Below are 25,209 nucleotides of genomic sequence, written 5' to 3' on the forward strand. Positions count from 1 at the left end.
ATCAGCCACCCTTTTTGGCTCTTACCTAATCACTTGTGCCGACGCCATTACGCCTTAAACAGCGACAAATCGAGAACGGTGATTAGAAATCGTAACTTGCACCAATCATGTAACGGCGGCCGTCGAGTACTTTATCGTTAACTTCGACATTGACGCGCTTATCCAACACGTTATAGACGCCCCCCATCAAGCGGAATTCTTTCGTTAGCTGATAGTTAGCCCCCAAATCCACAAAGGTATAGGACGGCGTACTTGCGCCAATACTGGTGCGGTTGAGGTATTCGGAGGTTTTGCCTCGATAATTAGCACGGATCCACGTCGCCAGTTCTTCACTTGTCTGCCAGTTCAGTGTGCCATTCAGCATGTGCTTAGGCATTTGATTCAGCGGCTGACCGGAGAATTGACCACTTTTCTGCTCAGATTGCGTGAAGGTATAGTTGGAGGTTACTGACCACGCTTTGTTGATTTCCCAATCAAATGTAGCTTCTACACCACGAGTGATGGCTTTATCCACGTTGGTACGGTCACTGATAAATTTATAAGCAGTGCCATTAATCATACATTGACCAGATGCATTACCAGTGCTGTCAGTACAACGGCGAACCTCAGTAATTTTATCTTTAAAATCAGTATTAAATAGCGTCAGGCCCGCATTCATACCTTCCTGATCATCCCAGAGAATACCAATTTCCTGGCTGATACTTCTTTCTGGTTTCAGGTTAGCATTACCAATAATGATCGCCGGATCGCCACGACCACCGGTGATTTGCCCCCAGTTTTCTGTGGCTTGACGCAAATCAGGTGAACGATACCCCCCCGATACCCCACCTTTTAATGTCCACTGCTCGGCTAAATGCCAAACACCGTATAAACGTGGCGTCCAATGTGTTCCGTAGTTTTCATCCTGATCCATACGTACACCACCCGTTAGGGCGAAGTCGTTGGTCATCTGCCATTCATCCTCAGCAAATAACGCCCAACTCCAACGGGTTAATTTGGTCAAATCTTTGGCTGAAGCTAATTGGTTACCCTTGTCATTCAATTCTTCATAGCGATATTGTCCGCCCAGAATCAGGGTGTGATTATCCAATAAGAATGATGTTTGAGTATTAAAGACATTATCCACGCTTTTCATATTGCGAGATGGATTTCGCGTTTCATCGCGTTGAACATAACTGGTGGAATTACCAAAGTCATAATAACCGTGGTGAGTAATCGCATAATTATTGCGATCATATTGCACATCACTGCTCGTACTCGCTATGGGAATTGAACGTCCCGCAGTGGAGTTTCGGTCTTGTACATAATGGCCGATATCAAAATCAAATTCGTTTTGATCATCTGGCGTTAAAGTAAATGTCGCTGCACCATTTCTTAGGCGCTGTTCATTATAACCGTCGACGATTTTATCTTCGCTACGATGAGAAAGCAGGCCGCTGACTTTTAGCCCCAATAAGCCATCGATTAATGGGCCGGAAGCGTAAGCATTGGTCTGGAATATATCGCCAGATTTGGAATCTTCCTGCAACGTGGCATCAGCGCGGACTGTTCCATGCCATTCTTTACCGACTTTACGGGTAATGACGTTAATCACCCCGCCCATCGCGTCCGAGCCATATAACGATGACATTGGGCCACGCACCACTTCGATACGTTCGATAGCGGCTAAAGGAGGCAGCCAGCCTTGTTCAATACCGGAGCCATCACTATTTGGTCGAGTGCCGCGAGTATCAACGCGTTTGCCATCTACCAGAATCAATGTGTATTTTGCCGACATCCCACGAATACTGATATCACTGTGGCTCCCGCCACCTGTGACAACGACGCCAGGGACGTCTTGCAGTGCATCGGTAATATCGCGATACGCCTTATTCTCAATTTGCTCGCGGGTCACCACTGAAATAGAGGCCGCAGAGTCTTGAATACGTTGTTGGAAGCCTGTTGCCGTGACCACCATCGTATCTGTCGTGGTCGTTGCGGTCTTATTATTCGTTTCGGCAGCATAGGCCTGAGACGAGCAAATTGCAGCTATCACCAGTGCCGCAGATTTTGTTTTCCTAAAAAGCATTATACGTTCTCCATGAGGTATAAATTGACTCAACGCCTTTCCGTCAGGTTGTTGCGGCATATAGCGATATCTGGCAAAGAACGATATCGGGCAAAGCACCTTGCCGCCTGGCGGGCAGATGAAAGTTAACTTTTATAAATTTTGGCAATAGCTCACCGCAGCAGAAATAGCGCTTTAGGCTATGACGGCTTGATGCTTCATTATTATTATGTGAATCCGATTACTGCCGAGGTATCCATAAAAATATTATGGTTACATCATTAATCCATTCAGCCTCACCGTGCCCCTTGCGATAAACCCGCAGTGACATGCCCCATTCCCTTGATAAGCAAGCATTGACACAGAGTATTCCTCACGCGCCCAAGAGTATTCATACTCATCTGACCGGTTGTTTTGGTCATGCTGGCTACAGTGATACTCGTGCTGCTTTGCTGCTGATATTCAATGTGGCGCTAACAATAAAACAAATGATAATAATTATCAATATGATTGATGTTATTCATTTGGCATTAATGTGTGTAACCCTATATTTTATAATGTGATTTAATCAGCTTGAACGATCAGGAGGCGATTCTTTTGGCAGGAGTGGGACTCATTTGGCGAAATTTTTTGTCTAATCATCACTAATGGCGGTCAATTATTTCTTACAAATCAAGTAGATTACGGCAATAAAAAAGGGCGATATTATTATCGCCCTTCTATCTTTATCGCCCTTCTGTCACGAGGACTGAATTTAGCGGCAAGACTGACTAGTCAGAAATCAACACGGCTTTTTTCGCCGCTTGAGGCTCTTCACTTTCATCCCGCCATTTCGGGAATTCCATTTCGTTATATTTGATAACCTTAGTGCCACGGGTCAGCTTATAGCCGAACCAAATCACTAGGAACAATGGAATGCCAATGTAAGTTGCTGTCACGCCATACCAATCAATGCGATCTTGCAGGAATGCCTGATAATTCTGCCCCAAGGTAATGATTAGGCACAGTACGAAGGCAAAGATTGGCCCCAGAGGGAAGAAGCCAGACTGATACGGCAATTCGTTCAAATCGCGGCCTTGTGACATATAACCACGGCGGAAACGATAGTGGCTGATGGCAATACCCAGCCACGCGATAAAGCCGGTCATACCTGACGTGTTTAGCAGCCACAGATAAACGGTTTGGTTACCAAACATGGAACTCAGGAAGCATAGACCCGCGACCACGGTTGTGGCATATAACGCATTACGTGGTACACCGCCTTTAGATAACTTGGCAAAAATACGTGGTGCTTTGCCCTCAGAGGCCAAAGTAAACAGCATACGGGTAGAGGCATACATGCCAGAGTTACCGGCAGATAATACCGCCGTTAGAATAACCGCATTCATGACTGCCGCCGCAGACAACAAGCCCGCATTCTGGAACACTAAAGTGAACGGGCTCACACTAATATCTTTCACGTCATTGCGTAACAGACTTGGGTCGGTATACGGGATAATCAGGCTGATAATCAAGATAGCGAAGATATAGAACAGCAGAATACGCCAGAACACTTTACGCACAGCACGGGGAATATTCTTGCCCGGATCCTTTGATTCACCGGCCGCAATACCAATCAGCTCTGTGCCTTGGAACGAGAAACCGACAATCATTGCCACACCAATCATGGCGGAGAAACCACCGGCAAACGGGGCATCACCTATCGTCCAATTGTGCCAGCCTGCACTTTCCCCCCCTTTCATGATGCCACTTATCATCATCACACCGACAATGATGAAGATGACCACTGTCACCACTTTAATTAGCGAGAACCAATATTCTGCTTCACCAAAGCCTTTGACTGAGATGTAGTTCAGTAAGAACATCAAGGCGAGGAATAGCGCACTCCAGATCCAACCGGGGGTGTCAGGGAACCAGTAGTTCATGACTAATTGTGCGGCGACTAAGTCAACGGCGATGGTGACCGCCCAGTTGTACCAGTAGTTCCAACCAAGGGCAAAACCGAAGCCCTCCTCAACATATTTGGAACCATAAGTTGAAAACGAGCCAGAGACGGGCATAAATGCCGCCAATTCGCCGAGGCTGGTCATCAAGAAGTAAACCATCAGGCCAATTAATGCATAGGAGAGCAATGCGCCCCCTGGGCCTGCTTGCGATACGGTTGCCCCTGAAGCAACAAACAAACCTGTACCAATAGATCCGCCGATAGCAATCATGGCCAGATGCCGCGATTTAAGCTCTCGTCGCAAACGCTGTGCGCCTTGCGGCACTTGGGTTTTAGTATTTTGCTGAGTCATTATTACCCTAATCCACCCTTAAAAAATAAGGCGGGATTGTAACAAATCCCACCGACTCGGATAGTAACAATGCGCTGATATAAGATACCTTCATGATCCCAGCGCTATTATTAGCAAAAGCGCAATTGCCAGCAAAAATAGTTTTCCGCAGGTTTTATCTGCCGCAATAACCCACAGCATTGGTGTAAAACACCTGAAATCCAGCGCGCTACACGTATCACTCGTTTTCGGTTTACCCACACAGTTCAATTGTCTTCTTGGCAATAACTCAGGAACCGCTGTAAGGCATTAGAGATGTGTTTTTGCCGATGATGAATCAAATACAAAGTACGAACCAATGTGGGTAATGGGATTTTCAGTTCAACCAGTTCCCCACTCGCCAGTTGATCGGCAATCACCCTTCTCGACAGACAACTAATGCCCATGCCATAGCGCACTGCGCGCTTAATGGCTTCCGAATTGCCCAACTCCATGACCAATTTAAAGTGCGGCAATTTTGCCAATAGCAGATGATCCAACACCTCCCGCGTACCCGATCCGCGTTCACGTAGGATCCAATCCGCGCCAGCGAGTGCATCAAGTGTGAGCATTTTATGGCAGAGCGGGTTATCAGGCGCGGCAAAAACCACTAATTCATCTTGCAACCATGCCTGTGTCTTCAACTCCGGCATATGGCAAGGCCCTTCAATCAGCCCCATATCATCGCGAAAATCAGCCACCGCCTCGATGACGTCCTGACTGTTACCAATATTCAGTTCGAGCGGCGTACCAGGAAAATCGCGCCGATATTTGGCAATCATGCCCGGTAACATATAGTTGCCGATAGTGCTACTGGCTGCAATACGCAGCGCACCCAAGTCATTCAGGAAAAGTTGTTCTATTTCAATCGTTTGATCAATTAACGCCAAGGCTTTGGGATAGAGCAAACGCCCATGTTCATTAGTGACTAAGCGCTTACCGACCCTATCAAACAGTTGCACCCCTAATTGCCCTTCCAAATCCGCCAACGCAGCGCTGACTGCAGATTGTGAAAGCGCGAGCACAACCGAGGCTTGGGTCGTCGAGCCGCTTTTCAGCACCTCAGTAAAGACTTCAAGTTGACGTAAGGTTATGTGCATAACGGTCTCTGTAGTAAAAAATGAAGGACGCTATCATGACTTTACTGGTCAGTTGCAGGATGCAACTGAACTCATATATCCGTTGCAAATACAATAACTGACAGAAAAGAAAATAGCCTCAATGACCGTATAAGATTAACACCTTTGAGCAAAAGCGGGAGGTCATAGGGAAATGAAATTAAGTGTGAAGCAGCCTATTCGTTTTCATTTGATTGAAAGAAGATATAATATACAAAAGCAGCGAATGCACTGATAACTATGTTTACAATCAACCATATAACTAACAGATAAGCGAAAGTTTGGGATAAAGGGATACCGCGTTCAACCTTAAACGGATTAAAATGCGGCAAAGAAGCAATATTAAAAGGCGTCAAATTAAATGACATAAAAAAATAAGCCATCAAATAAGGTGGGATAAGCAAATAAATAAATGCAGTAATCGTCAATATCACCCACAACGACTTTTCATGTTTTACTTTTTTCATATCAAGAATCCCTCTTTATAGGGTGACAGGTGCCATCATCCGTTACACATTTCCATTGTGATAAACTTAATCAGTTTCATCCTTATCATGCGGCCTGCATGACTTCCCTCCCTTACCACTTATATCGATTGATTATAAATATATAATGAATTTATCTATTATTGCCAAAGTCGTTAAACTATGCGCAATCTTCACAGGCAATAGGATATCAACATGGCAACGTCTCATACTAAAGAACTCCCTCGACCACAACAGTTCACCCTGCCCCGCTACCTTCCGGGCTTGGTGTTAACCGGTGTGATTACTGGGTTGGCACTGACAGTGGGTGATATGCCGTGGTTTATCAATATGGGTTTGGGTGCGCTGACATTGGCCATTATCTTCGGCATTATCGTTGGCAATACTTTGTACCCTTGGGTACAACCCGTTTGCTCGGATGGCGTCTTACTGGCCAAACAACATTTGCTCCGGTTAGGGATCATTTTGTACGGTTTCCGACTCACCTTTCAGCAAGTGGCGGATGTCGGTGCCACAGGTATTATGATTGATATTTTAACATTAAGTTCCACCTTTATCTTAGCCTGTTGGCTAGGTAAACGTGTCTTTGGTTTGGATCAGCAAACCGTGATGTTAATTGGTGCTGGCAGTAGTATTTGCGGTGCCGCCGCCATTATGGCCACAGAACCAGTACTGAAAGCCGACGCCAGCAAAGTCGCCGTGGCCGTCGCAACCGTGGTGATTTTCGGGACATTAGCCATTTTTGTCTACCCATGGCTGTATCAGTTAAACCTGCATTATCAATGGCTGCCGTTTGGTCAGGAAACCTTCGGTATCTTTGCCGGCTCGACAATTCATGAAGTGGCACAAGTGGTCGCTGCGGGTCATGCCATTGGCCCTGATGCTGAAAATGCTGCGGTCATTACTAAAATGATCCGCGTGATGATGCTAGCACCTTTCTTGCTGTTGCTTTCCGCTTATTTGGGCCGTAGCCGCGTGAAAAGCAATGCAACAAAACGAGAAAAAAGTGCCATCACCATTCCTTGGTTTGCGGTGGTATTTATTCTGGTCGCTGGGTTTAACTCACTGAATCTGCTGCCTGCTGCATGGGTGAGCCATTTAATTACGCTTGATACCATTTTATTGGCCATGGCAATGGTCGCATTAGGGCTCACCACGCATATCGGCTCTATTCGTCAGGCTGGGGTTAAGCCGATATTACTCGCACTGCTGCTATTTATCTGGTTGTTGGTGGGCGGTACAGGAATCAACTTAGTGGTACAACATTTTGCAGCATAGCCAGATGACGGTACAAATTAATGGCTGCATAGAATAAATCAATCAAGGGTCGCACCAGCGGCCCTTTTCTTTTCCTACCCTTTCCACCATTCAATCATGTCGCTATCAATGCCATAATGATTCGGTCATCAGAGGAGAATGGAATGAAATTTGTCGGAGCACACGTTAGTGCCGCGGGGGGAGTCGATCAGGCGGTAATTCGAGCGCATGAGATCAAGGCAACCGCCTTTGCCTTGTTTACCAAGAATCAGCGCCAATGGCACGCAGCCCCGTTGACAGAAAGTGTCATAGAGAAGTTTAAGCAAGCTTGTGAGCAATATGGCTACACATCGGCTCAAATTTTGCCTCACGACAGCTATCTGATTAACTTGGGTCATCCGGTCACTGAAGCGCTAGAGAAATCTCGTGAAGCCTTTATTGATGAAATGCTCCGCTGCCAACAACTGGGGTTGTCATTACTGAACTTCCACCCCGGCAGCCATTTACTGCAAATCGATGTGGATAAGTGTTTAGCGCGGATTGCCGAATCAATCAATATCGCATTAGATGCCAGTGAAGGTGTCACGGCGGTGATCGAAAATACTGCCGGCCAAGGGAGTAATCTGGGCTTTAAGTTTGAACATCTGGCCGCCATCATTGACGGCGTGGAAGATAAAAGCCGTGTCGGCGTGTGTATTGATACCTGCCACGCTTTCGCTGCTGGCTATGATTTGCGTACTGAGGCCGATTGCGAGCACACCTTCAAGCAGCTCGGTGAAATTGTCGGTTTCCAGTATTTACGCGGTATGCATCTCAATGATGCGAAAAGTGAATTTAATAGCCGAGTGGATCGCCATCACAGCCTCGGTGAAGGGAATATCGGTAAAACCGTGTTCAGCTATATTATGCGCGATGCGCGTTTCGATAATATCCCGCTCATCCTAGAAACCGTCAATCCAGATATCTGGGCCGAAGAAATTGCTTGGTTGAAGTCGCAGACGGAATAGAAGTCACAAGCAGAATAAGAAGCGCCCCATTAAAAAAACCGGCACTTGAGGCCGGTTTTTTATTTTTACACTAATCGATCCCTGTTTAAAAAATCGAGTCATGCATAACAAATCAAATCAGTATTACGCCGCTTTAGCCACGACCGCATCAGGACGTTTCAGCATCGCGTAAGCACCGCCTGCTAATACTGTTCCGGCGATGATAGCCACCAGATATAACAGCACAGGATGAATCGCCCCTGGGATAAGCAGCACGAACAAGCCGCCATGAGGTGCCATCAGTTGCGCACCGAATGCCATGGAGAGTGCGCCAGTCAGTGCGCCACCCGCGATACAGCACGGCAAGACACGCATTGGGTCACGAGCGGCAAAAGGAATCGCCCCTTCAGAGATAAAGCATAAGCCCAGAACCAGCGCCGCTTTGCCCCCTTCTTGCTCACCTTTATCGAACTTGTGACGGGCCAATAATGTTGCCAGACCCATTGCCAGCGGTGGAACCATCCCCGCCGCCATGATGGCCGCCATTGGTGCATAAACCGAAGAACTCAGCAGCGCCACACCAAAAGCATAGGCCGCTTTGTTAACTGGCCCACCCATGTCAGTACACATCATCGCACCGAGGATTGCGCCCAACAGTACCGCATTTGCGGTGCCCATAGATTGCAGCCAATTCGTCAGGCCAGTCATGATTTTTGCCACCGGCGTACCGACCACATAAATCATCACCAAACCCACAATTAAGCTCGCAACCAGCGGAATAATCAGTATCGGTTTGAGTGCTTCCATACTTTGCGGTAATTGCAGCTTAGTGCTGATGGCTTTCGCAACATAACCCGCGAGGAAACCGGCAATGATACCGCCAAGGAAACCCGCACCGGTGCTGACCGCTAACATACCGCCAATTAACCCTGGCGTTAAACCTGGGCGGTCGGCAATAGAGAACGCAATAAAGCCGGCCAACACAGGCACCATCAGAGCAAAGGCAGAACCGCCGCCGATTTGCATCAAGGCCGCAGCCAATGTGCCTTTGACTTCAAACGCTTTGATACCGAATACGAAGGAGAGTGCGATACACAAGCCCCCCGCAACCACCATCGGTAACATGTAAGAAACACCGGTCAACAGGTGACGATATGGGCCGCCAGTTTCTGTTTTCTTGGTGCCAGTCCCCGCGCTGCTGCCTGTTTTTGGCTGATACACTTCAGCTTCCACCAGTGCCTTGTCTAATTCCTGCACGGTTTTCTTCAATGCCAGACCAGTCGTCGTGCGGTACATTGGCTTGCCAGCAAACTTATCGAGATCCACTTCGATATCAGCCGCCACGATAACCAAATCTGCCGCAGCCACTTCTTCTGGCGTGATTGCATTACCTGCCCCCACGGAACCGCGAGTTTCAACCTTCACCCACCAGCCACGTTTTTTCGCTTCACTTTCAATGGCTTCAGCGGCCATAAAGGTGTGCGCTACCCCTGTTGGACAGGCGGTAATTGCCACGATACGTTTTGGGCCCTGCGCTGCTGCAACTGGCGCAGATGCCGTCACTGCGGCTTGGTACGGTTTAGCCTGCGCAATGGCTTGCGCTAAGAAAGCATCCGGATCACGTACGGCTTTTTCGACATCACCGAGATAGAGTTTTTTGCCGTTCAGCGCGCTGTCAGCAGGGACAGATTGCCCAGCGACAATCACCAACTCTGCATCAGCTGCGTTTTCAACCCAGCTCAGTCCTGCTTTTGCCGCCGCAGCGCCCAACATCAGTGTCGCGAGGTGGCCTCTGGCCTGCCCGAGCGAACTGTCTATTATTAGTAGCGTTTTCATTTCGCCTCCGGATATTAATTAAAGGGTTTCAGATCGACTTTTGCCATCATGGCGGCTAACTGCGGGCGATCCGTAATACCCACATTACTCTGACTAACGGCCAAAGCAGCGACAGCTGTCGCCAGACGCAGCGTATGCTCGCTGGACTCACGCATTAATAATCCGTAGATAAGGCCACCCACCATAGAGTCACCTGCACCGACAGTACTGACCACTTCACAAGCAGGTGGTTTTGCCAGCCAAGCACCGGAGGCGTTAACCCACAGAGCCCCTTCTGCACCGAGAGAAATCACCACGTGGGCGATCCCTTCGTCACGCAGAGCGTGTGCGGCTTCAACCACATCACTCAACTCAGGTAATGGACGACCAGCCCAGATTTCTAACTCACGACGGTTTGGTTTCACCAGCCAAGGCGAGGCTTTCAGCCCAGCCACCAACGCTTCACGGCTACTGTCGAAGATGATGCACGGGCATTGAGAACGTAGGCGTTTCATCCAGTCAGTGAAATCATCGGGATTGACGCCAGCGGGCAAACTGCCGCTGACCGCGACCATGTCGAATTGACCTAACCAACTCAGTGAGTCGTTAACAAAGCGATCCCAATCAGGCTTGGTAACTTCAAAACCGGAGAAGTTAAAGTCAGTAACTTCGCCATCTTTTTCAGTCAGTTTGACGTTGATACGGGTACGACCTGGCACCACCTGAAAACGGTTGGCAATACCCAGCTCGCTAAAGAGCAGTTGGAAGCCATCTTGGTTATCTTTCCCCAAGAAACCACCGACGGTGACATCAATGCCCAAGTCCTTCAGCACCTTGGCAACATTGATCCCTTTACCGGCAGCATGCAGGCCAGCGGTTTTGACCAAGTTGACTTCACCACGTTCGATTTCAGGGCAAAAACCCACCAAATCATACGCAGGGTTTAGCGTGATGGTTGCGACTCTTCTGCTCATACCGCCCCCTCACCCAAACCTGCGGCAATCGCTTCACCAATCGCATCCAGTGCAGCCTGCGCATCTTCGCCACTGGCGGTAAAGCGCAGGCGATTTCCTTTTTTAACCCCTAAAGCCACAACTTTCATCAGACTACGTCCATTAGCGGGTTTACCGGTGCCGTCCAAATTGGTTACGGTGATTTCACTGGTAAACTGTTTGATTGTATTGACTAAAATCGTCCCTGGTCGCGCATGTAACCCGTGCTCATTACGGATGACAAATTCAGCGCTTAATAACTCTTTTTGTTCGACATACTCGCTGGTTAACAGTGCCAACAATGCAGCAGCATCTGCGTTCAGCAAAACATCAGCTTTTTTCGCCAACAGCAAATCACTGAGGTAGTTCAGCACTGAGAACGGCTGATCATCAACCATAGAGAGCGTCAGTAGCAGAGCCACTTTCTCGCCTTGATGTTCAAATGCACTGGTAGGGCGGCTTACCGTCGCCGCGCTCACCAAATTACCTTCGGTGCTGTCACTCAGCCAAATACCCTGCCCCAGATTTAGAGGTTCGCGGGTGATCACATCGCTAACAAAACGCGCATCAACTGCACCAATTTGCTGTAAACGGCCCGCGTTCAACGCTTGCAGCGTGATCAGGTTGTCAGCAGCAACATCGAGGGCAATGAGCGAAGTGTCGAAGTGGAATTCAGCCGATTTTTTCTCGCCCATCAGCAAACTGCGCAACTCTTCAGCAGAGGTGGTTTTTGCCAGTTGGGCAGCAATCGCATCATCGCTCAAGACGTGAGTTAACTGACGTAGCAAGGCCAAATGTTCATCAGAACGGGCAGCAATGCCGATAACAATATAAGCCGTTTGATCCTCACCCCACGCAATACCCTGCGGGAATTGGAAGACCTGCACACCGGTGTTCAGCACCAAATCGCGAGTATCGGTGGTACCATGTGGAATAGCAATGCCATTGCCCAGATAGGTGGATGTTTGCTGCTCGCGTGCCAGCATACCATCAACATATGCCGCCTCTACGCAACCCGCTTGAGTCAGTGCAGCCGCCACCTGAGTGATAGCCTCGTTTTTGCTGTCTGCGTGAGCAGCCAGATGGATATCTTTCGTCGATAACTGGAACATATATCTCCTCTCTTGCTGAAGTTGAATCGTTTCAGCTTTAATGAGAAAAAAGCGCGTTACCCTTTATCATTTGGTGACGAGATAACGCTGAAACGTTTCAAGGAGTGTGTTTCCGACTAAGAATATATGCAAGTTTTCTGCTTTTATTCTTGATGAATTTTTGATGTTCAGCACATTTTTACCGTGAATAGGTTTATGTCAGCAGTTAATCAGCCACATCCGCTGATGCTTGCTGACAGTCATCCATAAGGAATGAACACGATGTCAGTTATGGTCGGTGTAGGGGTCATCATTGTGAATCAACAAGGTGATATTTTGCTCGGTAAGCGCTGCAGTCAGCATGCGCCTTATTGGTCGATTCCAGGTGGTCACATGGAGGTTGGCGAGTCGTTTGAACAAGCGGCGATACGCGAAGTTTTCGAAGAAACAGGATTAGATATCAATAAGATAAAGGTTATTGCGCTTTGCAATAATATCGCTACTTGGCGTGAAGAGGGTAAACATACCGTTTCAGTTTGCTTACTGGCGCAGCATACCAGTGGGCAGCCTGAGCTGAAGGAACCCGAGAAATGTCAGCAATGGGTTTGGTGCAACCCACATGAATTACCGGAACCGCACTTTGAAGCCAGCCGCAACGCGATTGATTTATGGCTTAATCAGCAGTTTTATCGTGCTGACGACGCATCTTAAATCGGTATAACTGGCCATCGGTTAAGGCGCAGTCTCAGCCTCCAACTCAATGAGGTACACTAGCGCCTGCTCGCGAGTATCAAAACACATCTCACGCAAGGCTTGTAGGCTGGCACAGACAGCTGGGCGTGCGGGGGAGTGAAAAATAGCACAGCGCATATCGTCATCCAAATGCAGGCAACGGGTATTCGCTGGCTTGCCAAAAGGCATACCGGGGATCGGGCTGGAAATCGAAGGAGCAATACAGCAAGCACCGCAATCTGAACGACATTCCATCAGCAAGCTCCTGTAGGCCGGTGGTATGAGTGCGGACCATAGCAATCGCCCGACGTCACTACCAGTACTATTATTGAACTGTGTCGTATTGAGCATTCTTATTCGCGCGCTTCCACTGCCCCCTTTTCATTTCCGTTTATTTATCAACCAAACCCAAATCGTTCTAGCCGATATATCATCAAGTAAAGGCTAAAGAGCCAAATGAATCACTGGTTAATTAATCAGCGAAAGTATATTCAGCTGTTTACAGTATTAGCGGCATATTGTACCATTAAGCTAGTACGAAAGAACTACTATCACTATTCGTTATTCCCAACACAATTATTAATTCCCAACAAAATTGATTCCCACCGCAAAGATAAAGGGAATTTGGAGAAAAGATGTCGATGGATTTATCCCAACCGTTAGCACGACCTTCCGTTCTTGGTGGCGCGATGATTATCGCAGGCACTGCCGTGGGCGCGGGAATGTTTTCAATCCCAATTGTGACGGCTGGGGTATGGTTTAGCGGTTCAGTCATGCTGCTGATTTATACGTGGGCTTGTATGTTGATATCCGGCCTAATGATTCTGGAAGCTAACCTGAACTACCCGACTGGGGCGAGCTTTCACACCATGGTGAAAGATTTGCTCGGTAAGGTGTGGAGCTCAATCAACGGGCTGTCGATAACTTTCGTGCTTTATATTCTGACATACGCCTATATCTCTGCCGGTGGCTCAATTATCACGCATACACTGCAAAATGTGGCGGGCATCAGCCAAACTGAGTCAGGTTTTATCTTTGCCGTATTGGTGGCCTTTATTGTTTGGTTATCGACTCGCGCTGTTGACCGCCTGAGTACGATCCTAATCGGCGGTATGGTTATCACCTTTATCATGTCCGTCGGCGATATGTTTAGCCACGTGCAAAGTACTGTTCTATTTAATCAAACTGACAGTAATGCTCATTATTTACCTTATGCACTGGCGGCACTGCCCTACTTGCTAACCTCATTCGGCTATCACGGTAATGTGCCAGGGCTGGTGAAATATTATCAAAAAGACAGCAAGGCTGTGGTACGTAGTCTGCTGTACGGCACCTTGATCGCATTGGTTATCTATGTGTTATGGCAGTATGCCATTCAGGGCAATATCGCTCGGGATGCTTTCAAACAAGTAATTGCTGACGGTGGCAATATCGGCAGCTTGCTAAAACAAATGGATAGCGTGTCGACCAGTCAAGCCACCAGCCAACTACTCAATGCGTTTTCTTATATGGCACTCGCAAGCTCGTTCCTCGGGGTATCCCTTGGTCTGTTCGATTACATTGCTGATTTCTTCAAATTCTCTGATAACCGCAGCGGGCGAACTAAGTCTGCGTTAATCACTTTTGTACCGCCAACCCTTGGCGCGCTGCTGTTCCCTAACGGCTTCTTATACGCCATTGGCTTCGCGGGCTTAGCCGCCACCATTTGGGCGGTGATCGTGCCAGCACTGATGGCACGCGCCAGCCGTCAGCGCTTCCCGAAAGCCGTTTACCGGGCACCGGGGGGCCGCTTTATGATTGGCTTTATTATCCTGTTTGGTCTGGTGAATGCGGTCGCGCACATTGCCGCACTGTTCGGCCTTTTGCCAGTGTATGCGTAAGGTCAATTTGGCCTCGAAAATCTTACGTTTTTTTGCGCTATCTGCTTGCCTGAATCATCTGTCACGGGTAAGTTGTCGCAACTTAACTTCAACCCTGATTGGCGGTTATTTTTATGGCAAGAGCTAACGAAATTAAACGTGGTATGGCAGTCAACCTCAACGGCAAATTGCTGTTGGTGAAAGATATTGATGTGCAAAGTCCAAGCGCCCGTGGCGCAAGTACCCTGTATAAAATGCGTTTTTCTGATGTGCGTACAGGTTTAAAAGTTGAAGAGCGTTTTAAGGGCGATGAAATCCTCGATACCATCACCCTGACGCGTCGTTCTGTGAATTTCTCTTATATCGATGGCGACGAATACGTCTTTATGGATGATGAAGATTACACGCCATATAACTTCAAAAAAGAACAGATCGAAGATGAACTGTTGTTTATCCCTGAAGGCGGTATGCCGGGTATGCAAGTGTTAACCATGGATGGCCAATTGCTGGCGTTAGAATTGCCGCAAACCGTTGATATGGAAATTGTTGAGACAGCACCTAGCATCAAAGGGGCATCAGCCAGCGCCCGTAACAAACCAGCAGTGATGAGTACCGGTCTATCTATTCAGGTGCCAGAATATATCAGCCCAGGTGAGAAGATCCGTATCCATATTGCGGAACGCCGTTATATGGGCCGCGCAGAGTAATCCCCTTCATCTCGCTAAGTAGGGATTAAGGGATTGTATCGATATTAAGGGCCGGAAATCGGCCCTTAGTTTATTGGCCGAGCACTGGCTACGGAGAACGCAGCCAACACACAGGCAATTTGAAAACTGACGGGGATGTTATTTGAACTCAGGGAAGAACGCCCTCTTCAACGCCAACTCCACACCGCGCACTTCAGCTAACCCTTTCAACCGACCAATCGCTGAATACCCTGGATTGGTTTTCTTATGCAAATCATCTAGCATCTGGTGCCCGTGGTCTGGTCGCATCGGGATCGGACGCATATCACCGGCGGTCTGACGACGCTGCTCTTCCGTTAAAATCGCTTTAACCACGGAATACATATCGACATCGCCTTGCAAATGACCGCCTTCATGGAAGGTTTTCGGGTTCCCTTCGCGGCAAGTTGAGCGCAAATGGGTAAAGTGGATACGATCCCCAAAGGTTTCGATCATTTTCACCAAATCATTATCCGCGCGAACACCGTAAGAACCGGTACACATGGTAAAACCGTTATGAATACTATCAACGGTTTCCTTCAGCCACTGCATATCTTCGATGGTCGAAACAATACGCGGCAAGCCGAGAATTGGACGCGGTGGATCATCAGGGTGAACCGCCATACGCAACCCAACTTGTTCTGCTACTGGGATAATTGCGCGCAAGAAATAAGCCATATTTTCCCGCAATTGCGCTTTATCGATACCGTCATACTCCGCCAGACGTGCACGGAATTGATCCAACGTATAACCTTCTTCTGCGCCCGGTAGCCCAGCAATGATATTGCCTGTCAATTTAGCGATATCCGCCTCAGACATGGCATCGAAATAATCTGCCGCCTGCGCTTGCTCTTCAGCCGTATAATCATTGACAGCACCAGGGCGTTTCAGGATGTGTAGCTCGAAGGTCGCAAAAGCTATCTGATCAAAACGTAATGCTTTGGAGCCATCTGGCAATTGATATTCCAGATCCGTTCGTGTCCAATCCAGCACAGGCATGAAGTTGTAGCACACAGTATCAATACCGCAGGCAGCAAGGTTTCGCAGGGTTTGCTGGTAATTTTCAATATGTTGCTGATAATTGCCGCTGTGGGTTTTGATCTCTTCATGGATCGGCACGCTTTCCACTACCGACCATACCAACCCTTTCGCCGCCAATTCAGCCTGACGTTGTTTAATTTCACTTACCGGCCAGACTTCGCCATTTGGGATGTGATGTAATGCCGTCACTACTCCGGTTGCCCCCGCCTGACGGATATCATCTAACGACACCGGATCATTCGGTCCATACCAACGCCATGTTTGTTCCATTTATTTTCTACCTTCTGCGTATGCGTAAACTGTTCAGGTGCTAAAAATGTTGTTATACCGATTTCCAAGAGGTATCACTCAGCTTTATCCTTACGCTTTATGCGTTGCGTGTCAAAAAGCAAAACCTCATTGGTTGATCCAACTCACGAATATTATCAAAATTGGACTTACCAATTTTATTTTCTGTCATATGGCTTTACACTGCAAGCCGATATTCATGGCAACAAGCAAAAGAAAATGGTCGGTATGCTGTGGCTTTTTTTTCCTACGGATCGCCAACTGAAACTGGTCTAATAACTTTTATCTGCCACTTTTTATGTCAACCCTTCATCATCGGGGTGAATAATTTTGGAGTAACGCATGAACACCATTGCCAACAGCACACTTCCCGCCAACGTACAGCGACCTACTTATGATAGAACGGCACTGAAAAGCCGTATTGTTCACATCGGTTTTGGTGCATTTCATCGCGCCCATCAGGCACTCCTGACCGACCGAGTGCTCAATAAGCAAGGGGGGGACTGGGGGATATGTGAAGTCAGCCTGTTTGGTGGCGATGTTTTGATCCAAAATTTACGCCAACAAGATCATCTCTTCTCTGTTCTGGAGAAAGGCGCACAAGGTCATCAAGGCATTATTGTCGGTTCCGTTTGTGAGTCGGTGCATGCTCGGTTAGATGGCATCATGCAGGTGCTGGAAAAATTAGCTGAACCACAGGTTGCCATCGTTTCTCTGACTATTACGGAAAAAGGTTATTGCATTGAACCGGGTACGGGTCAGCTAGACCTGCAAAATGAGTTTGTGCGCGCCGATTTGGCCATACCGGATGCACCAACCTCAGCCCCAGGAATTTTGGTCGAAGCACTGCGTCTGCGTCGTTTACGGGGTTTGCCGCCTTTTACCGTGCTGTCTTGCGATAACATTCCGGAAAATGGTCATGTGGTCAAAAATGCCGTGATGGGATTGGCAATGGCTCGCGACCCCGAATTAGCCCAATGGATCAGCCAAAATGTGACTTTCCCCAATACGATGGTCGATCGTATTGTTCCTGCTGCCACGCCTGAAACTTTACAAGAAATCGCTGATGCTCTGACCGTGGCAGATCCCTGTGGTATCGCCTGCGAGCCGTTTATTCAGTGGGTGGTCGAAGACAAATTTGTGGCCGGTCGCCCAGATTGGCAAGTGGCTGGCGTACAATTAGTTGACGATGTTTTACCCTTTGAAGAAATGAAGCTGCGCATGCTCAACGGGAGCCATTCTTATCTCTCATATTTGGGTTATCTGGCGGGTTATCAGCACATTAATGATTGCATGGCTGACGATAACTATCGTTTAACCGCACGTCGCTTAATGATGGAAGAACAGGCTCCCACTTTGCGCGTCACAGGTGTTGATCTCAATGCTTATGCGGACCAATTGATCGAACGCTATTGCAATCCGGCACTCAAACATCGCACATGGCAAATTGCGATGGATGGTAGCCAGAAATTACCACAGCGGATGTTGGATTCTGTACGCTGGCATCTGCAGCATGGCGGAAGCTATCGTTGCCTAGCATTGGGTATCGCCGGTTGGATGCGTTATGTCAGTGGTGTCGATGATAGTGGTCAATCTATTGATATCCGTGACCCTATGGTTGATAGCTTTAAGAAGTGCGTCGCTAACAGCGAAGATGGCATTGCGCGCGTGCAGAGTTTGCTCTCGTTGAAATCACTGTTTGGTGAATCCTTGCCACAGCAGCAAGAATTTGTTCAAGCGGTCACTGAGGCTTATCTCAGCTTGCAAAAATTTGGGGCTAAAGAGAGTGTTAAGCGCTTAGCAATGCAGGCTTAATACCGTGACTGAATACTATCGGCTGAATACTACTTGGGCTAAATACTACTATGCCTAAATACTGCGGCTAAATAATTGTTATTCAGCCGATAGCGCCCCATCAATCATTGGCGTTGTCCATCGACAGCGCCAAAGGATAAGAGGTGGGATCATTACTCTTCTAATTGATTCGGCGCTGATTCAAACAGATACCCGTCAAAATCCGGATGATCCGCATCAGAAAGTGCCAACAGCTTAATTTTAACGTTCTCCAAATGCTGCCACATGGCTTGCTTGGCGGCTTTACTGTCGCGACGCAATACCGCTTGCAGAATTTTTTGGTGGTCTTCCAACCATTGCCAGCGGTAACTAAAATCAATCGTATGACTGTGAGCCCCCTGCCACATCGCGCTGGTTTTCCTGGCTTGCCAAGCTTCTGCAACCATATTGGCTAGGACGCTATTTTGTGTCGATTGCGCTAACAGGCAATGAAATAACTCATCAGCACTCTCATCCACAGCACCCGCTGCCAGTGCCGTTTTCTCCAGCTCAATAGCATGTCGCATTTTGATGATATCGGCCTTGGTGGCCTGCATGGCGGCGAACGCAGCGACTTCACTTTCCAACAGTTGGCGGGCTTGCAACAGCTCAAAGGGGCCATATCCACTGTCAGCGGAAACAGCAGATTCCCCCTCAGATAAGGTATCAGGCACATTGACCACGTAAACACCGGAGCCTTTACGCACTTCAATCAACTTTTCCAGCTCCAGCATAATCAGTGCTTCACGCACTACACTGCGACTGACGCTGAAATTTTCAGCGATATCACGCTCAGGCGGTAAACGATCGCCTAACTTGTACTGCCCGTTAACAATGGATTCGCGCAGTTGACTGCCCACTTCCTGATATAACCGCATAACCTTATTTCCTGCATCACGCTGTTAGCATCGATATGGCAATTATCGATAGGCTTAATTGGCCTGACCAAAAGGGTGTTTGAATGAGGTGAGTATATCATGCGGTCAAACAGCATTATGAGGTTTATCACGGCTTATCGAAATGATAAGCCGTGACTTGATGCCATTGAGAATAATACGACTGGAAATATTAAAGGTAACTCACTGTCATTATGCCCAAGCTACGCTGCGGATTTAGCCATTCCAAACGAGAAGACGCTAAATTACCCGGTAACTGTGAGAGTAAAGGCATATTACGTGAAAGAGGTTGTCGATGAGTCAGGGTTTCGCCATTACGATAACAACTTGTTGTCATCGTTTGATTCACTACCGCCGTATTACATGGACTGTCTACAATGGCACCGTGAAATGTAATTGTGCCTGAAACTGACAGGTTGGATTGCGTACTACTTGCAGGGAAAGAGATTATCCATGAAAACATTATCGCTAAGATAATTTGTACCCGATAATTGCTCATAACCACCTCGTCTCTCATATCTGTCATTTTAAAGATAGAGGATTTCAGCCAGAGCAATACGAATGTTAGAGCAATTTTTATTGCCTTACTCGGTCTATAACTCACTAAAATACCTCGAAGAAGTGAATTATATTTCTTATCGGTGTATAACGATTAGGCAGGATTCCTACGCATCCTAGGAAATATTCTCTATTTGCGTATATTTCATTCAAAAATAAGTTTACTCGGGGTTATCTCCTTTCTGATTATCACCTTGGAAATAGTAATCACCTTGATAATTTATTTAAAAAAAATTTTTATACCGGAGGCCTAAAATGACAAAAACCAACCTGATTACCGGCTTTCTGGGGTGCGGTAAAACCACCACGATTCGCCATTTACTTTCGCAGAAGCCTGAAAATGAAAAATGGGCTGTTCTGGTCAATGAATTTGGTGAGATTGGGATTGATGGTGCGCTGTTATCAGAAAGCGGCGCAGTATTGAAAGAAATACCGGGCGGATGCATGTGTTGCGTTAATGGTTTACCCATGCAAGTGGGTCTGAACATGCTACTACAACAAGCAAAGCCCGATCGATTGCTCATCGAGCCAACAGGATTGGGTCATCCTAAACAGATATTGTCATTATTAACTGCCGAGACTTATCTGCCTTGGATTGATTTACGCGCCACAATCAGTCTATTAGATGCCCGCCAATTGAGTGAGGCTCGGTACACAGAAAATGAGAATTTCCGCGACCAATTAGCCGCTGCGGATATTATTGTGGCGAATAAGCAAGATACTTATCGCGCCGCGGATTACACCGCATTACAGCAATGGCAGGAACAGCAGCCAGTCACCCGCCCACTGTATTATGCAGAGCAAGGCAAAATTGATGTGGCCTTACTCGATATACCACACACTAATCATAATGAATTACCCGACGGCGCACATCATCATGGCACACAGCAGAAAAAAGGGTTGGCAGCACTCAGCTTGAAAGGCACTGAACCTTGGCGTCGAGCACTTAATCAAGGTCAAGATTATCTGAGTTGCGGTTGGATATTTAATGCAGATACCATATTTGATACGGTTCCACTATTGGAGTGGGTACGATTGAATCCGGCTGAACGTGTCAAAGGGGTAATGCGTATTGCTGAAGGCACATTAGTCGTTAATCGCCAAGGTGCAGACTTGCAAATAGAGACCCGCCAAATACCACCGCTCGATAGCCGAATTGAACTCATTAACGCGACTGAAATAGACTGGAACAAATTACAACATGGATTACTGAATATCCGTTTAAGTAACGGGGTATGATACGGCCCGACTTTTTACGCCATTCATACTTTTTACTCTATCAATACATTGAAAATTTATAGGCCAGCGCATGACCCGTCGTCATTTACCGACAATACTATTGCTCAATTTACTCGGGATAGTGCTTTTTCTATCTTGGTATATTCCTGCGAATCACGGCTTTTGGTTTAAAATAGATTCGGCAATATTCTTCTATTTCAACCAACATCTGCTCTCCAGCCCTTCGTTCTTGCATTTGGTGGCAATCACTAATAATCGTGCTTTCGATGCGATTTCTCTACTGTGTATGGGGTCGCTTTATCTTTACTTCTTTATAAAAGAAACGCCTACTGGCCGCCGCCGTCTGGTCGTCATGGGATTCGTGATGTTGCTAACTGCCGTTATCCTGAATCAATTAGGACATCTGCTGCCGGTTTCTCATCCCAGTCCTACGCTGGTGTTTGAGAACGTCAATCGCGTCAGTGAATTAACCGGTATCCCAACGAAAGATGCTTCTAGCGATAGTTTCCCCGGCGACCATGGCATGATGTTGATGATTTTTGCCTGTTTTATGCTGCGTTACTTTTCCCGTGGGGCGTTTGTTATCGCATTACTGATTGTGGTTATCTTCTCGTTGCCACGCGTGATGATTGGTGCACATTGGTTTACTGATATTGCGGTGGGTTCACTTTCAGTCGTACTGGTTGGGTCAAGCTGGATATTACTAACACCGCTGAGCGATAAGGTCATTGACGCCATCAATCGGCGTTTGCCAGGTGCCAATCGGTATTAGCCTGCATCAATGAGGGAGAGGCAAATGAGCTTATTTCTTGTCCTCCCTCATTAATACTTCCTCTCATTTATTATCACCAAACGGTTACAAATTCACCTATTCCACATTAATATAAAATATCACATTCTGTTACATTAACATTTCGTAAAATAATGGTTATAAAACCCCTCGCCTTTTATTAATCATTACGGTAATCTCAAAAACGTTTGTGTTCGGATATCAGTATTCTCACCGCTGTCCTGATTAATATTGTGCGTTCCTGCACATTTATTCGGTTAAGTGATTGTCTCATCAGACCACAAGCCATAATCTCGATTCGTTTGGCATTTTGGTAGCGACATCCGTCGTAAGGACAGCAAGGGAAAACAACAACAATGGTCAAGTCTCAACCTATTATGAGATATATTCTGCGGGTCATTCCTGCGGTTGCAGCAGCGGTAATGTTATCAGCGTGTAGTTCACCACAGACTTCGAACTTACATAATTCGCAAACTGAGATGCGTGCAGTTAATGACAAAGATGGGCTTTTACTGCAAGCCTCTCAGGATGAATTCGAAGCAATGGTACGCAACGTTGACGTCAAGTCGAAAATCTTAGAACAGTATGCAGGGTGGAAAGGGGTTCGTTATCGTTTAGGCGGTAGCACGAAGCGCGGAATTGATTGTTCTGCCTTTGTACAAACGACTTTCCGTGAACAATTTGGTATGGATTTGCCGCGCTCAACCTCTGAGCAGCAAGATCTCGGTAAAAAAATCCAACGTACTAAATTGCGCCCCGGTGACTTAGTGCTGTTCCGAGCGGGTTCGACTGGCCGCCATGTTGGTATTTACTTAGGTAACGATAAATTTGTTCATGCCTCGACAAGTGTCGGTGTGACAATATCGAGCCTAAATGAAGATTATTGGAATAAGCGTTATCGCGATGGGCGCCGAGTGCTAAGTAGCGGTTCGCGCAGCTAGCAGATTTTATTCCTGTTGTCCGAGATACCAAACGAAATACTAAAACGCTGCCTCGGCAGCGTTTTTTATTGCCTGTCCCCCACACTAGCCAACGTCTGATCAACTTGTAGGAAATCTCTTTTTTTGTTGGTAATCGCGATATTCAAGAATTATCTGTGTAAAATCCGCGCTCTTAAGCAAGACTTTTCTGGTACGAAGGCCTATCAGCCAACGATTATTCTAGATAAGAATATGCATATTGCATTAATAAGCTGAAGATTTGTTTGACTGATATATATTACAAAATATCTGTGAATATGTTTCTCATGGCTTTACTAATAGATGCATTTAGAGCGCATCTTTATTTATGTTGGGTATAAATTCAATTTGATAAGCTTATTAATGTCGAATTTGCCCATAGGCAAACTGGTGGCGTCTAGTCGCTAACTTAACTTATACTCGTACCACTTTCTGGACATGCTGAGGAGCAAAGTAACATGGGTTCAAGCAGTGCTTTCTCACGCAATATTTTATCCAGACGCCATCTTGTAAAAAAAAGTGTCATCTTTGCACTCGGTTTCTTTCTCTGTTTTGTCATCATTACTTTGTTATTACTGTATCGCAGCAGCGAACGTAAACTCACAACACAAAGTGATCACATTATTTCTTACTCGACTCAGTTTCTAAATGAACTGACAACAACAATGTCTCAGCTTATACCACTGAGCGCTAAAAGTTGCGAGCAAGCCAGCCCCAGTCTTCACTATCGAGCTGCATTTACAAATGGTGTGAGGGCATTCTTATTAGTCCGAAATAATAGAGCATATTGCTCCTCGGCAACTGGGGAGATGGATGTTCCGAGCAGCGTGCTATACCCAAAAATTAATTCATATCAACCGTTGGATTTCAAAATTCAACAAGGCACCCCAATGATGCCAAGTAAACCGGCTATTGGTGTTTGGCTGCGTGAGGCGGGTCGCGGTAATAACGGAGTATTGGCGACATTAGAATTAACATTGCATCCCTATTTACTGCTGAATTACTCGAATACTCAAGTTAACGGCCTCGCCATTATTATTGATGAGTTAGCTGTAACAACCTTTGATTCTAAAGTCATCCCACTTAGCCAATTACCCGCCAAACCGGCGCGCGAGGTGCAAGTCCCCGGCTACCCTATTAAGGTTTTGATTTACCATACCAGTTTGACAGCAGATGATATTCGCATGACCTTATTAGGTGGCCTATTGCTGGCAGGTTTGGTCGGTATTTTGGCTTATTACATTTTAGTGGCGAGCCAAAGTGCCGAAGCTGAAATTTTACGCGGTATCCGCCGTGGTGAATTCTTTGTTGAATATCAACCCGTATTCCGTTCGCAAGACCGCACATTAACAGGGCTAGAGGCGCTGATTCGTTGGAGACACCCCATTGAAGGGCGAATCTCACCGGAACTTTTTATTCCCTACGCGGAAACTCAGCATTTAATACAACCACTGACTCGGCACTTATTTGATTTAATCATCAGAGACAGTGAATTAATTGCAAGTCACATTCCAGTCGGCGCTAAACTTGCCTTCAATATATCTCCTGTTCATCTGGTTGATGATGACTTCCGTAAAGATGTCAGCCAAATGTTGCAGCGATTGAATACTGATATCTTCTCCCCTGTATTCGAGATTACTGAACGAGGCATGGTTGAAGAAGAATTGGCTATCGAACAATTTGCGTGGATGCGTTCACAAGGCGTAAAAATCGCGGTCGATGACTTTGGCACTGGTCATAGCGCCCTAATCTATTTAGAACGTTTTACGTTAGATTATATTAAAATTGATCGTGGGTTTGTCAGTACTATCGGTATTAATACCGTGGCTGCACCGGTATTAGACGCCGTCTTAATGTTGGCTAATAAGCTGAATATTGAAACCGTGGCTGAAGGCGTTGAAACTGAGCAGCAACTCCACTATTTAGCACAGCACGGTGTTAACTACTTGCAAGGTTATTTGCTCAGCAAACCATTATCCGTTGAGGACTTAATCAGATTTTGTGATCAACAAAATACCTAATAAAGCAGCATGCACACCGCCAGTCGTTGTTGTTGCACTCTTTTCGATGAGCCGATACTAGTCAGTCGCTCAGGGAGTGGACACGGCAAGGCCACCGAGATAACTCGTCGTATAGATATTGTTGGCTTAATGTTTGCGTTAAGCCCCTGCAAACTGGTAATT

22 protein-coding genes are annotated in these 25,209 nt (G+C 46.9%); 11 read left to right on the forward strand and 11 right to left on the reverse strand.

Features of this window, described 5'->3' with window-relative positions; all coding sequences use genetic code 11:
- Positions 1-82 precede the first annotated feature (82 nt).
- From DA391_RS14770 to DA391_RS14785, 4 genes are all read right to left on the reverse strand, one after another.
- Positions 83-2,068 (reverse strand): ligand-gated channel protein, encoded by a 1,986-nt coding sequence (locus DA391_RS14770; RefSeq protein ID WP_050286860.1) that lies wholly within the window; start codon positions 2,066-2,068, stop codon positions 83-85.
- Positions 2,069-2,817: 749 nt separating this feature from the next.
- Positions 2,818-4,344, reverse strand: a complete 1,527-nt coding sequence (locus tag DA391_RS14775; RefSeq protein WP_050081392.1) for an amino acid permease — start codon at positions 4,342-4,344, stop codon at positions 2,818-2,820.
- Positions 4,345-4,589: 245 nt separating this feature from the next.
- Positions 4,590-5,462 carry a DNA-binding transcriptional regulator YeiE gene (yieE, locus tag DA391_RS14780; RefSeq protein WP_019209434.1) on the reverse strand — a complete coding sequence of 291 codons (873 nt, stop codon included), beginning with the start codon at positions 5,460-5,462 and terminating at the stop codon, positions 4,590-4,592.
- A gap of 194 nt (positions 5,463-5,656) precedes the next feature.
- Entirely contained in the window at positions 5,657-5,947 is a 291-nt protein-coding gene (locus DA391_RS14785) for a hypothetical protein (RefSeq protein WP_050081391.1), read from the reverse strand.
- A 213-nt stretch (positions 5,948-6,160) separates the two neighbouring features.
- Here DA391_RS14785 and DA391_RS14790 point away from each other — a divergent pair, with 213 nt between their 5' ends.
- Positions 6,161-7,243, forward strand: coding sequence for a YeiH family protein (locus DA391_RS14790; RefSeq protein WP_050081390.1), 1,083 nt, complete (start codon positions 6,161-6,163; stop codon positions 7,241-7,243).
- A gap of 143 nt (positions 7,244-7,386) precedes the next feature.
- Positions 7,387-8,229, forward strand: coding sequence for a deoxyribonuclease IV (gene nfo / locus DA391_RS14795; RefSeq protein ID WP_050081389.1), 843 nt, complete (start codon positions 7,387-7,389; stop codon positions 8,227-8,229).
- A 123-nt stretch (positions 8,230-8,352) separates the two neighbouring features.
- Here the strand turns inward: nfo and fruA are convergent, their stop codons facing one another.
- The 3 genes from fruA to fruB are packed head-to-tail and all read right to left on the reverse strand — an operon-like array spanning position 8,353 to position 12,127.
- Complete coding sequence (gene fruA, locus DA391_RS14800; RefSeq protein ID WP_050081388.1) at positions 8,353-10,044, reverse strand: PTS fructose transporter subunit IIBC; 1,692 nt, start codon at positions 10,042-10,044, stop codon at positions 8,353-8,355.
- Positions 10,045-10,058: 14 nt separating this feature from the next.
- The gene (fruK, locus tag DA391_RS14805) at positions 10,059-10,997 is read right to left on the reverse strand and encodes a 1-phosphofructokinase (RefSeq protein ID WP_019209429.1); all 939 of its coding nucleotides are present in this window, start codon (positions 10,995-10,997) and stop codon (positions 10,059-10,061) included.
- Entirely contained in the window at positions 10,994-12,127 is a 1,134-nt protein-coding gene (gene fruB / locus DA391_RS14810) for a fused PTS fructose transporter subunit IIA/HPr protein (protein WP_108087915.1), read from the reverse strand. The genes fruK and fruB overlap by 4 nt, the downstream gene beginning before the upstream one ends.
- A gap of 261 nt (positions 12,128-12,388) precedes the next feature.
- Here fruB and DA391_RS14815 point away from each other — a divergent pair, with 261 nt between their 5' ends.
- Complete coding sequence (locus DA391_RS14815; RefSeq protein WP_050081386.1) at positions 12,389-12,817, forward strand: nucleotide triphosphate diphosphatase NUDT15; 429 nt, start codon at positions 12,389-12,391, stop codon at positions 12,815-12,817.
- A 21-nt stretch (positions 12,818-12,838) separates the two neighbouring features.
- Here the strand turns inward: DA391_RS14815 and DA391_RS14820 are convergent, their stop codons facing one another.
- Positions 12,839-13,093: a YkgJ family cysteine cluster protein gene (locus tag DA391_RS14820; protein ID WP_049605453.1), complete on the reverse strand. Its 255-nt coding sequence runs from the start codon at positions 13,091-13,093 to the stop codon at positions 12,839-12,841.
- Positions 13,094-13,473: 380 nt separating this feature from the next.
- On the opposite strand from DA391_RS14820, the gene mtr reads away from it, so the two are divergent.
- Together mtr and yeiP are read left to right on the forward strand one after the other, a co-directional pair.
- Complete coding sequence (mtr, locus tag DA391_RS14825) at positions 13,474-14,718, forward strand: tryptophan permease (protein WP_108087916.1); 1,245 nt, start codon at positions 13,474-13,476, stop codon at positions 14,716-14,718.
- A 113-nt stretch (positions 14,719-14,831) separates the two neighbouring features.
- Positions 14,832-15,404 carry an elongation factor P-like protein YeiP gene (gene yeiP / locus DA391_RS14830; RefSeq protein ID WP_019209424.1) on the forward strand — a complete coding sequence of 191 codons (573 nt, stop codon included), beginning with the start codon at positions 14,832-14,834 and terminating at the stop codon, positions 15,402-15,404.
- Between the two features lie 138 nt (positions 15,405-15,542).
- On the opposite strand, the gene uxuA is transcribed toward yeiP, so the two are convergent.
- Positions 15,543-16,733, reverse strand: coding sequence for a mannonate dehydratase (gene uxuA / locus DA391_RS14835; RefSeq protein WP_019209423.1), 1,191 nt, complete (start codon positions 16,731-16,733; stop codon positions 15,543-15,545).
- A gap of 108 nt (positions 16,734-16,841) precedes the next feature.
- Here uxuA and DA391_RS24525 point away from each other — a divergent pair, with 108 nt between their 5' ends.
- Entirely contained in the window at positions 16,842-17,027 is a 186-nt protein-coding gene (locus DA391_RS24525) for a hypothetical protein (RefSeq protein ID WP_050081483.1), read from the forward strand.
- 66 nt (positions 17,028-17,093) lie between these two features.
- A complete protein-coding gene (locus DA391_RS14845; protein ID WP_050081383.1) occupies positions 17,094-18,566 on the forward strand; it encodes a mannitol dehydrogenase family protein in 1,473 nt (490 codons plus the stop codon).
- A 152-nt stretch (positions 18,567-18,718) separates the two neighbouring features.
- On the opposite strand, the gene DA391_RS14850 is transcribed toward DA391_RS14845, so the two are convergent.
- Both DA391_RS14850 and DA391_RS24650 read right to left on the reverse strand, forming a co-directional pair.
- Positions 18,719-19,462, reverse strand: a complete 744-nt coding sequence (locus tag DA391_RS14850; protein WP_019209420.1) for a GntR family transcriptional regulator — start codon at positions 19,460-19,462, stop codon at positions 18,719-18,721.
- 190 nt (positions 19,463-19,652) lie between these two features.
- Positions 19,653-19,979, reverse strand: coding sequence for a hypothetical protein (locus DA391_RS24650; protein WP_050081382.1), 327 nt, complete (start codon positions 19,977-19,979; stop codon positions 19,653-19,655).
- Between the two features lie 314 nt (positions 19,980-20,293).
- Here DA391_RS24650 and DA391_RS14860 point away from each other — a divergent pair, with 314 nt between their 5' ends.
- The 4 genes from DA391_RS14860 (at position 20,294) to DA391_RS14875 (ending at position 25,047) form a co-directional block, all read left to right on the forward strand.
- Positions 20,294-21,277 (forward strand): CobW family GTP-binding protein, encoded by a 984-nt coding sequence (locus DA391_RS14860; protein ID WP_050081381.1) that lies wholly within the window; start codon positions 20,294-20,296, stop codon positions 21,275-21,277.
- Positions 21,278-21,347: 70 nt separating this feature from the next.
- The gene (locus DA391_RS14865) at positions 21,348-22,049 is read left to right on the forward strand and encodes a phosphatase PAP2 family protein (RefSeq protein WP_050081380.1); all 702 of its coding nucleotides are present in this window, start codon (positions 21,348-21,350) and stop codon (positions 22,047-22,049) included.
- Positions 22,050-22,423: 374 nt separating this feature from the next.
- Positions 22,424-23,008, forward strand: coding sequence for a bifunctional murein DD-endopeptidase/murein LD-carboxypeptidase (mepS, locus tag DA391_RS14870; protein ID WP_019209417.1), 585 nt, complete (start codon positions 22,424-22,426; stop codon positions 23,006-23,008).
- A gap of 476 nt (positions 23,009-23,484) precedes the next feature.
- The gene (locus DA391_RS14875; protein WP_088130361.1) at positions 23,485-25,047 is read left to right on the forward strand and encodes a cyclic di-GMP phosphodiesterase; all 1,563 of its coding nucleotides are present in this window, start codon (positions 23,485-23,487) and stop codon (positions 25,045-25,047) included.
- The last annotated feature ends 162 nt before the right edge of the window (positions 25,048-25,209 follow it).

The sequence above is a fragment of the Yersinia massiliensis genome, assembly GCF_003048255.1.
Taxonomy (GTDB): Bacteria; Pseudomonadota; Gammaproteobacteria; order Enterobacterales; family Enterobacteriaceae; genus Yersinia; species Yersinia massiliensis_A.

Excerpts from the sequence above, each read along its gene's own strand:
- DA391_RS14770 (WP_050286860.1), bottom strand. The coding sequence starts at position 2,068 with ATGCTTTTTAGGAAAACAAAATCTGCGGCACTGGTGATAGCTGCAATT.
- DA391_RS14775 (WP_050081392.1), bottom strand. The coding sequence starts at position 4,344 with ATGACTCAGCAAAATACTAAAACCCAAGTGCCGCAAGGCGCACAGCGT.
- yieE (WP_019209434.1), bottom strand. The coding sequence starts at position 5,462 with ATGCACATAACCTTACGTCAACTTGAAGTCTTTACTGAGGTGCTGAAA.
- DA391_RS14785 (WP_050081391.1), bottom strand. The coding sequence starts at position 5,947 with ATGAAAAAAGTAAAACATGAAAAGTCGTTGTGGGTGATATTGACGATT.
- DA391_RS14790 (WP_050081390.1), top strand. The coding sequence starts at position 6,161 with ATGGCAACGTCTCATACTAAAGAACTCCCTCGACCACAACAGTTCACC.
- nfo (WP_050081389.1), top strand. The coding sequence starts at position 7,387 with ATGAAATTTGTCGGAGCACACGTTAGTGCCGCGGGGGGAGTCGATCAG.
- fruA (WP_050081388.1), bottom strand. The coding sequence starts at position 10,044 with ATGAAAACGCTACTAATAATAGACAGTTCGCTCGGGCAGGCCAGAGGC.
- fruK (WP_019209429.1), bottom strand. The coding sequence starts at position 10,997 with ATGAGCAGAAGAGTCGCAACCATCACGCTAAACCCTGCGTATGATTTG.
- fruB (WP_108087915.1), bottom strand. The coding sequence starts at position 12,127 with ATGTTCCAGTTATCGACGAAAGATATCCATCTGGCTGCTCACGCAGAC.
- DA391_RS14815 (WP_050081386.1), top strand. The coding sequence starts at position 12,389 with ATGTCAGTTATGGTCGGTGTAGGGGTCATCATTGTGAATCAACAAGGT.
- DA391_RS14820 (WP_049605453.1), bottom strand. The coding sequence starts at position 13,093 with ATGGAATGTCGTTCAGATTGCGGTGCTTGCTGTATTGCTCCTTCGATT.
- mtr (WP_108087916.1), top strand. The coding sequence starts at position 13,474 with ATGTCGATGGATTTATCCCAACCGTTAGCACGACCTTCCGTTCTTGGT.
- yeiP (WP_019209424.1), top strand. The coding sequence starts at position 14,832 with ATGGCAAGAGCTAACGAAATTAAACGTGGTATGGCAGTCAACCTCAAC.
- uxuA (WP_019209423.1), bottom strand. The coding sequence starts at position 16,733 with ATGGAACAAACATGGCGTTGGTATGGACCGAATGATCCGGTGTCGTTA.
- DA391_RS14845 (WP_050081383.1), top strand. The coding sequence starts at position 17,094 with ATGAACACCATTGCCAACAGCACACTTCCCGCCAACGTACAGCGACCT.
- DA391_RS14850 (WP_019209420.1), bottom strand. The coding sequence starts at position 19,462 with ATGCGGTTATATCAGGAAGTGGGCAGTCAACTGCGCGAATCCATTGTT.
- DA391_RS24650 (WP_050081382.1), bottom strand. The coding sequence starts at position 19,979 with ATGAGCAATTATCGGGTACAAATTATCTTAGCGATAATGTTTTCATGG.
- DA391_RS14860 (WP_050081381.1), top strand. The coding sequence starts at position 20,294 with ATGACAAAAACCAACCTGATTACCGGCTTTCTGGGGTGCGGTAAAACC.
- DA391_RS14865 (WP_050081380.1), top strand. The coding sequence starts at position 21,348 with ATGACCCGTCGTCATTTACCGACAATACTATTGCTCAATTTACTCGGG.
- mepS (WP_019209417.1), top strand. The coding sequence starts at position 22,424 with ATGGTCAAGTCTCAACCTATTATGAGATATATTCTGCGGGTCATTCCT.
- DA391_RS14875 (WP_088130361.1), top strand. The coding sequence starts at position 23,485 with ATGGGTTCAAGCAGTGCTTTCTCACGCAATATTTTATCCAGACGCCAT.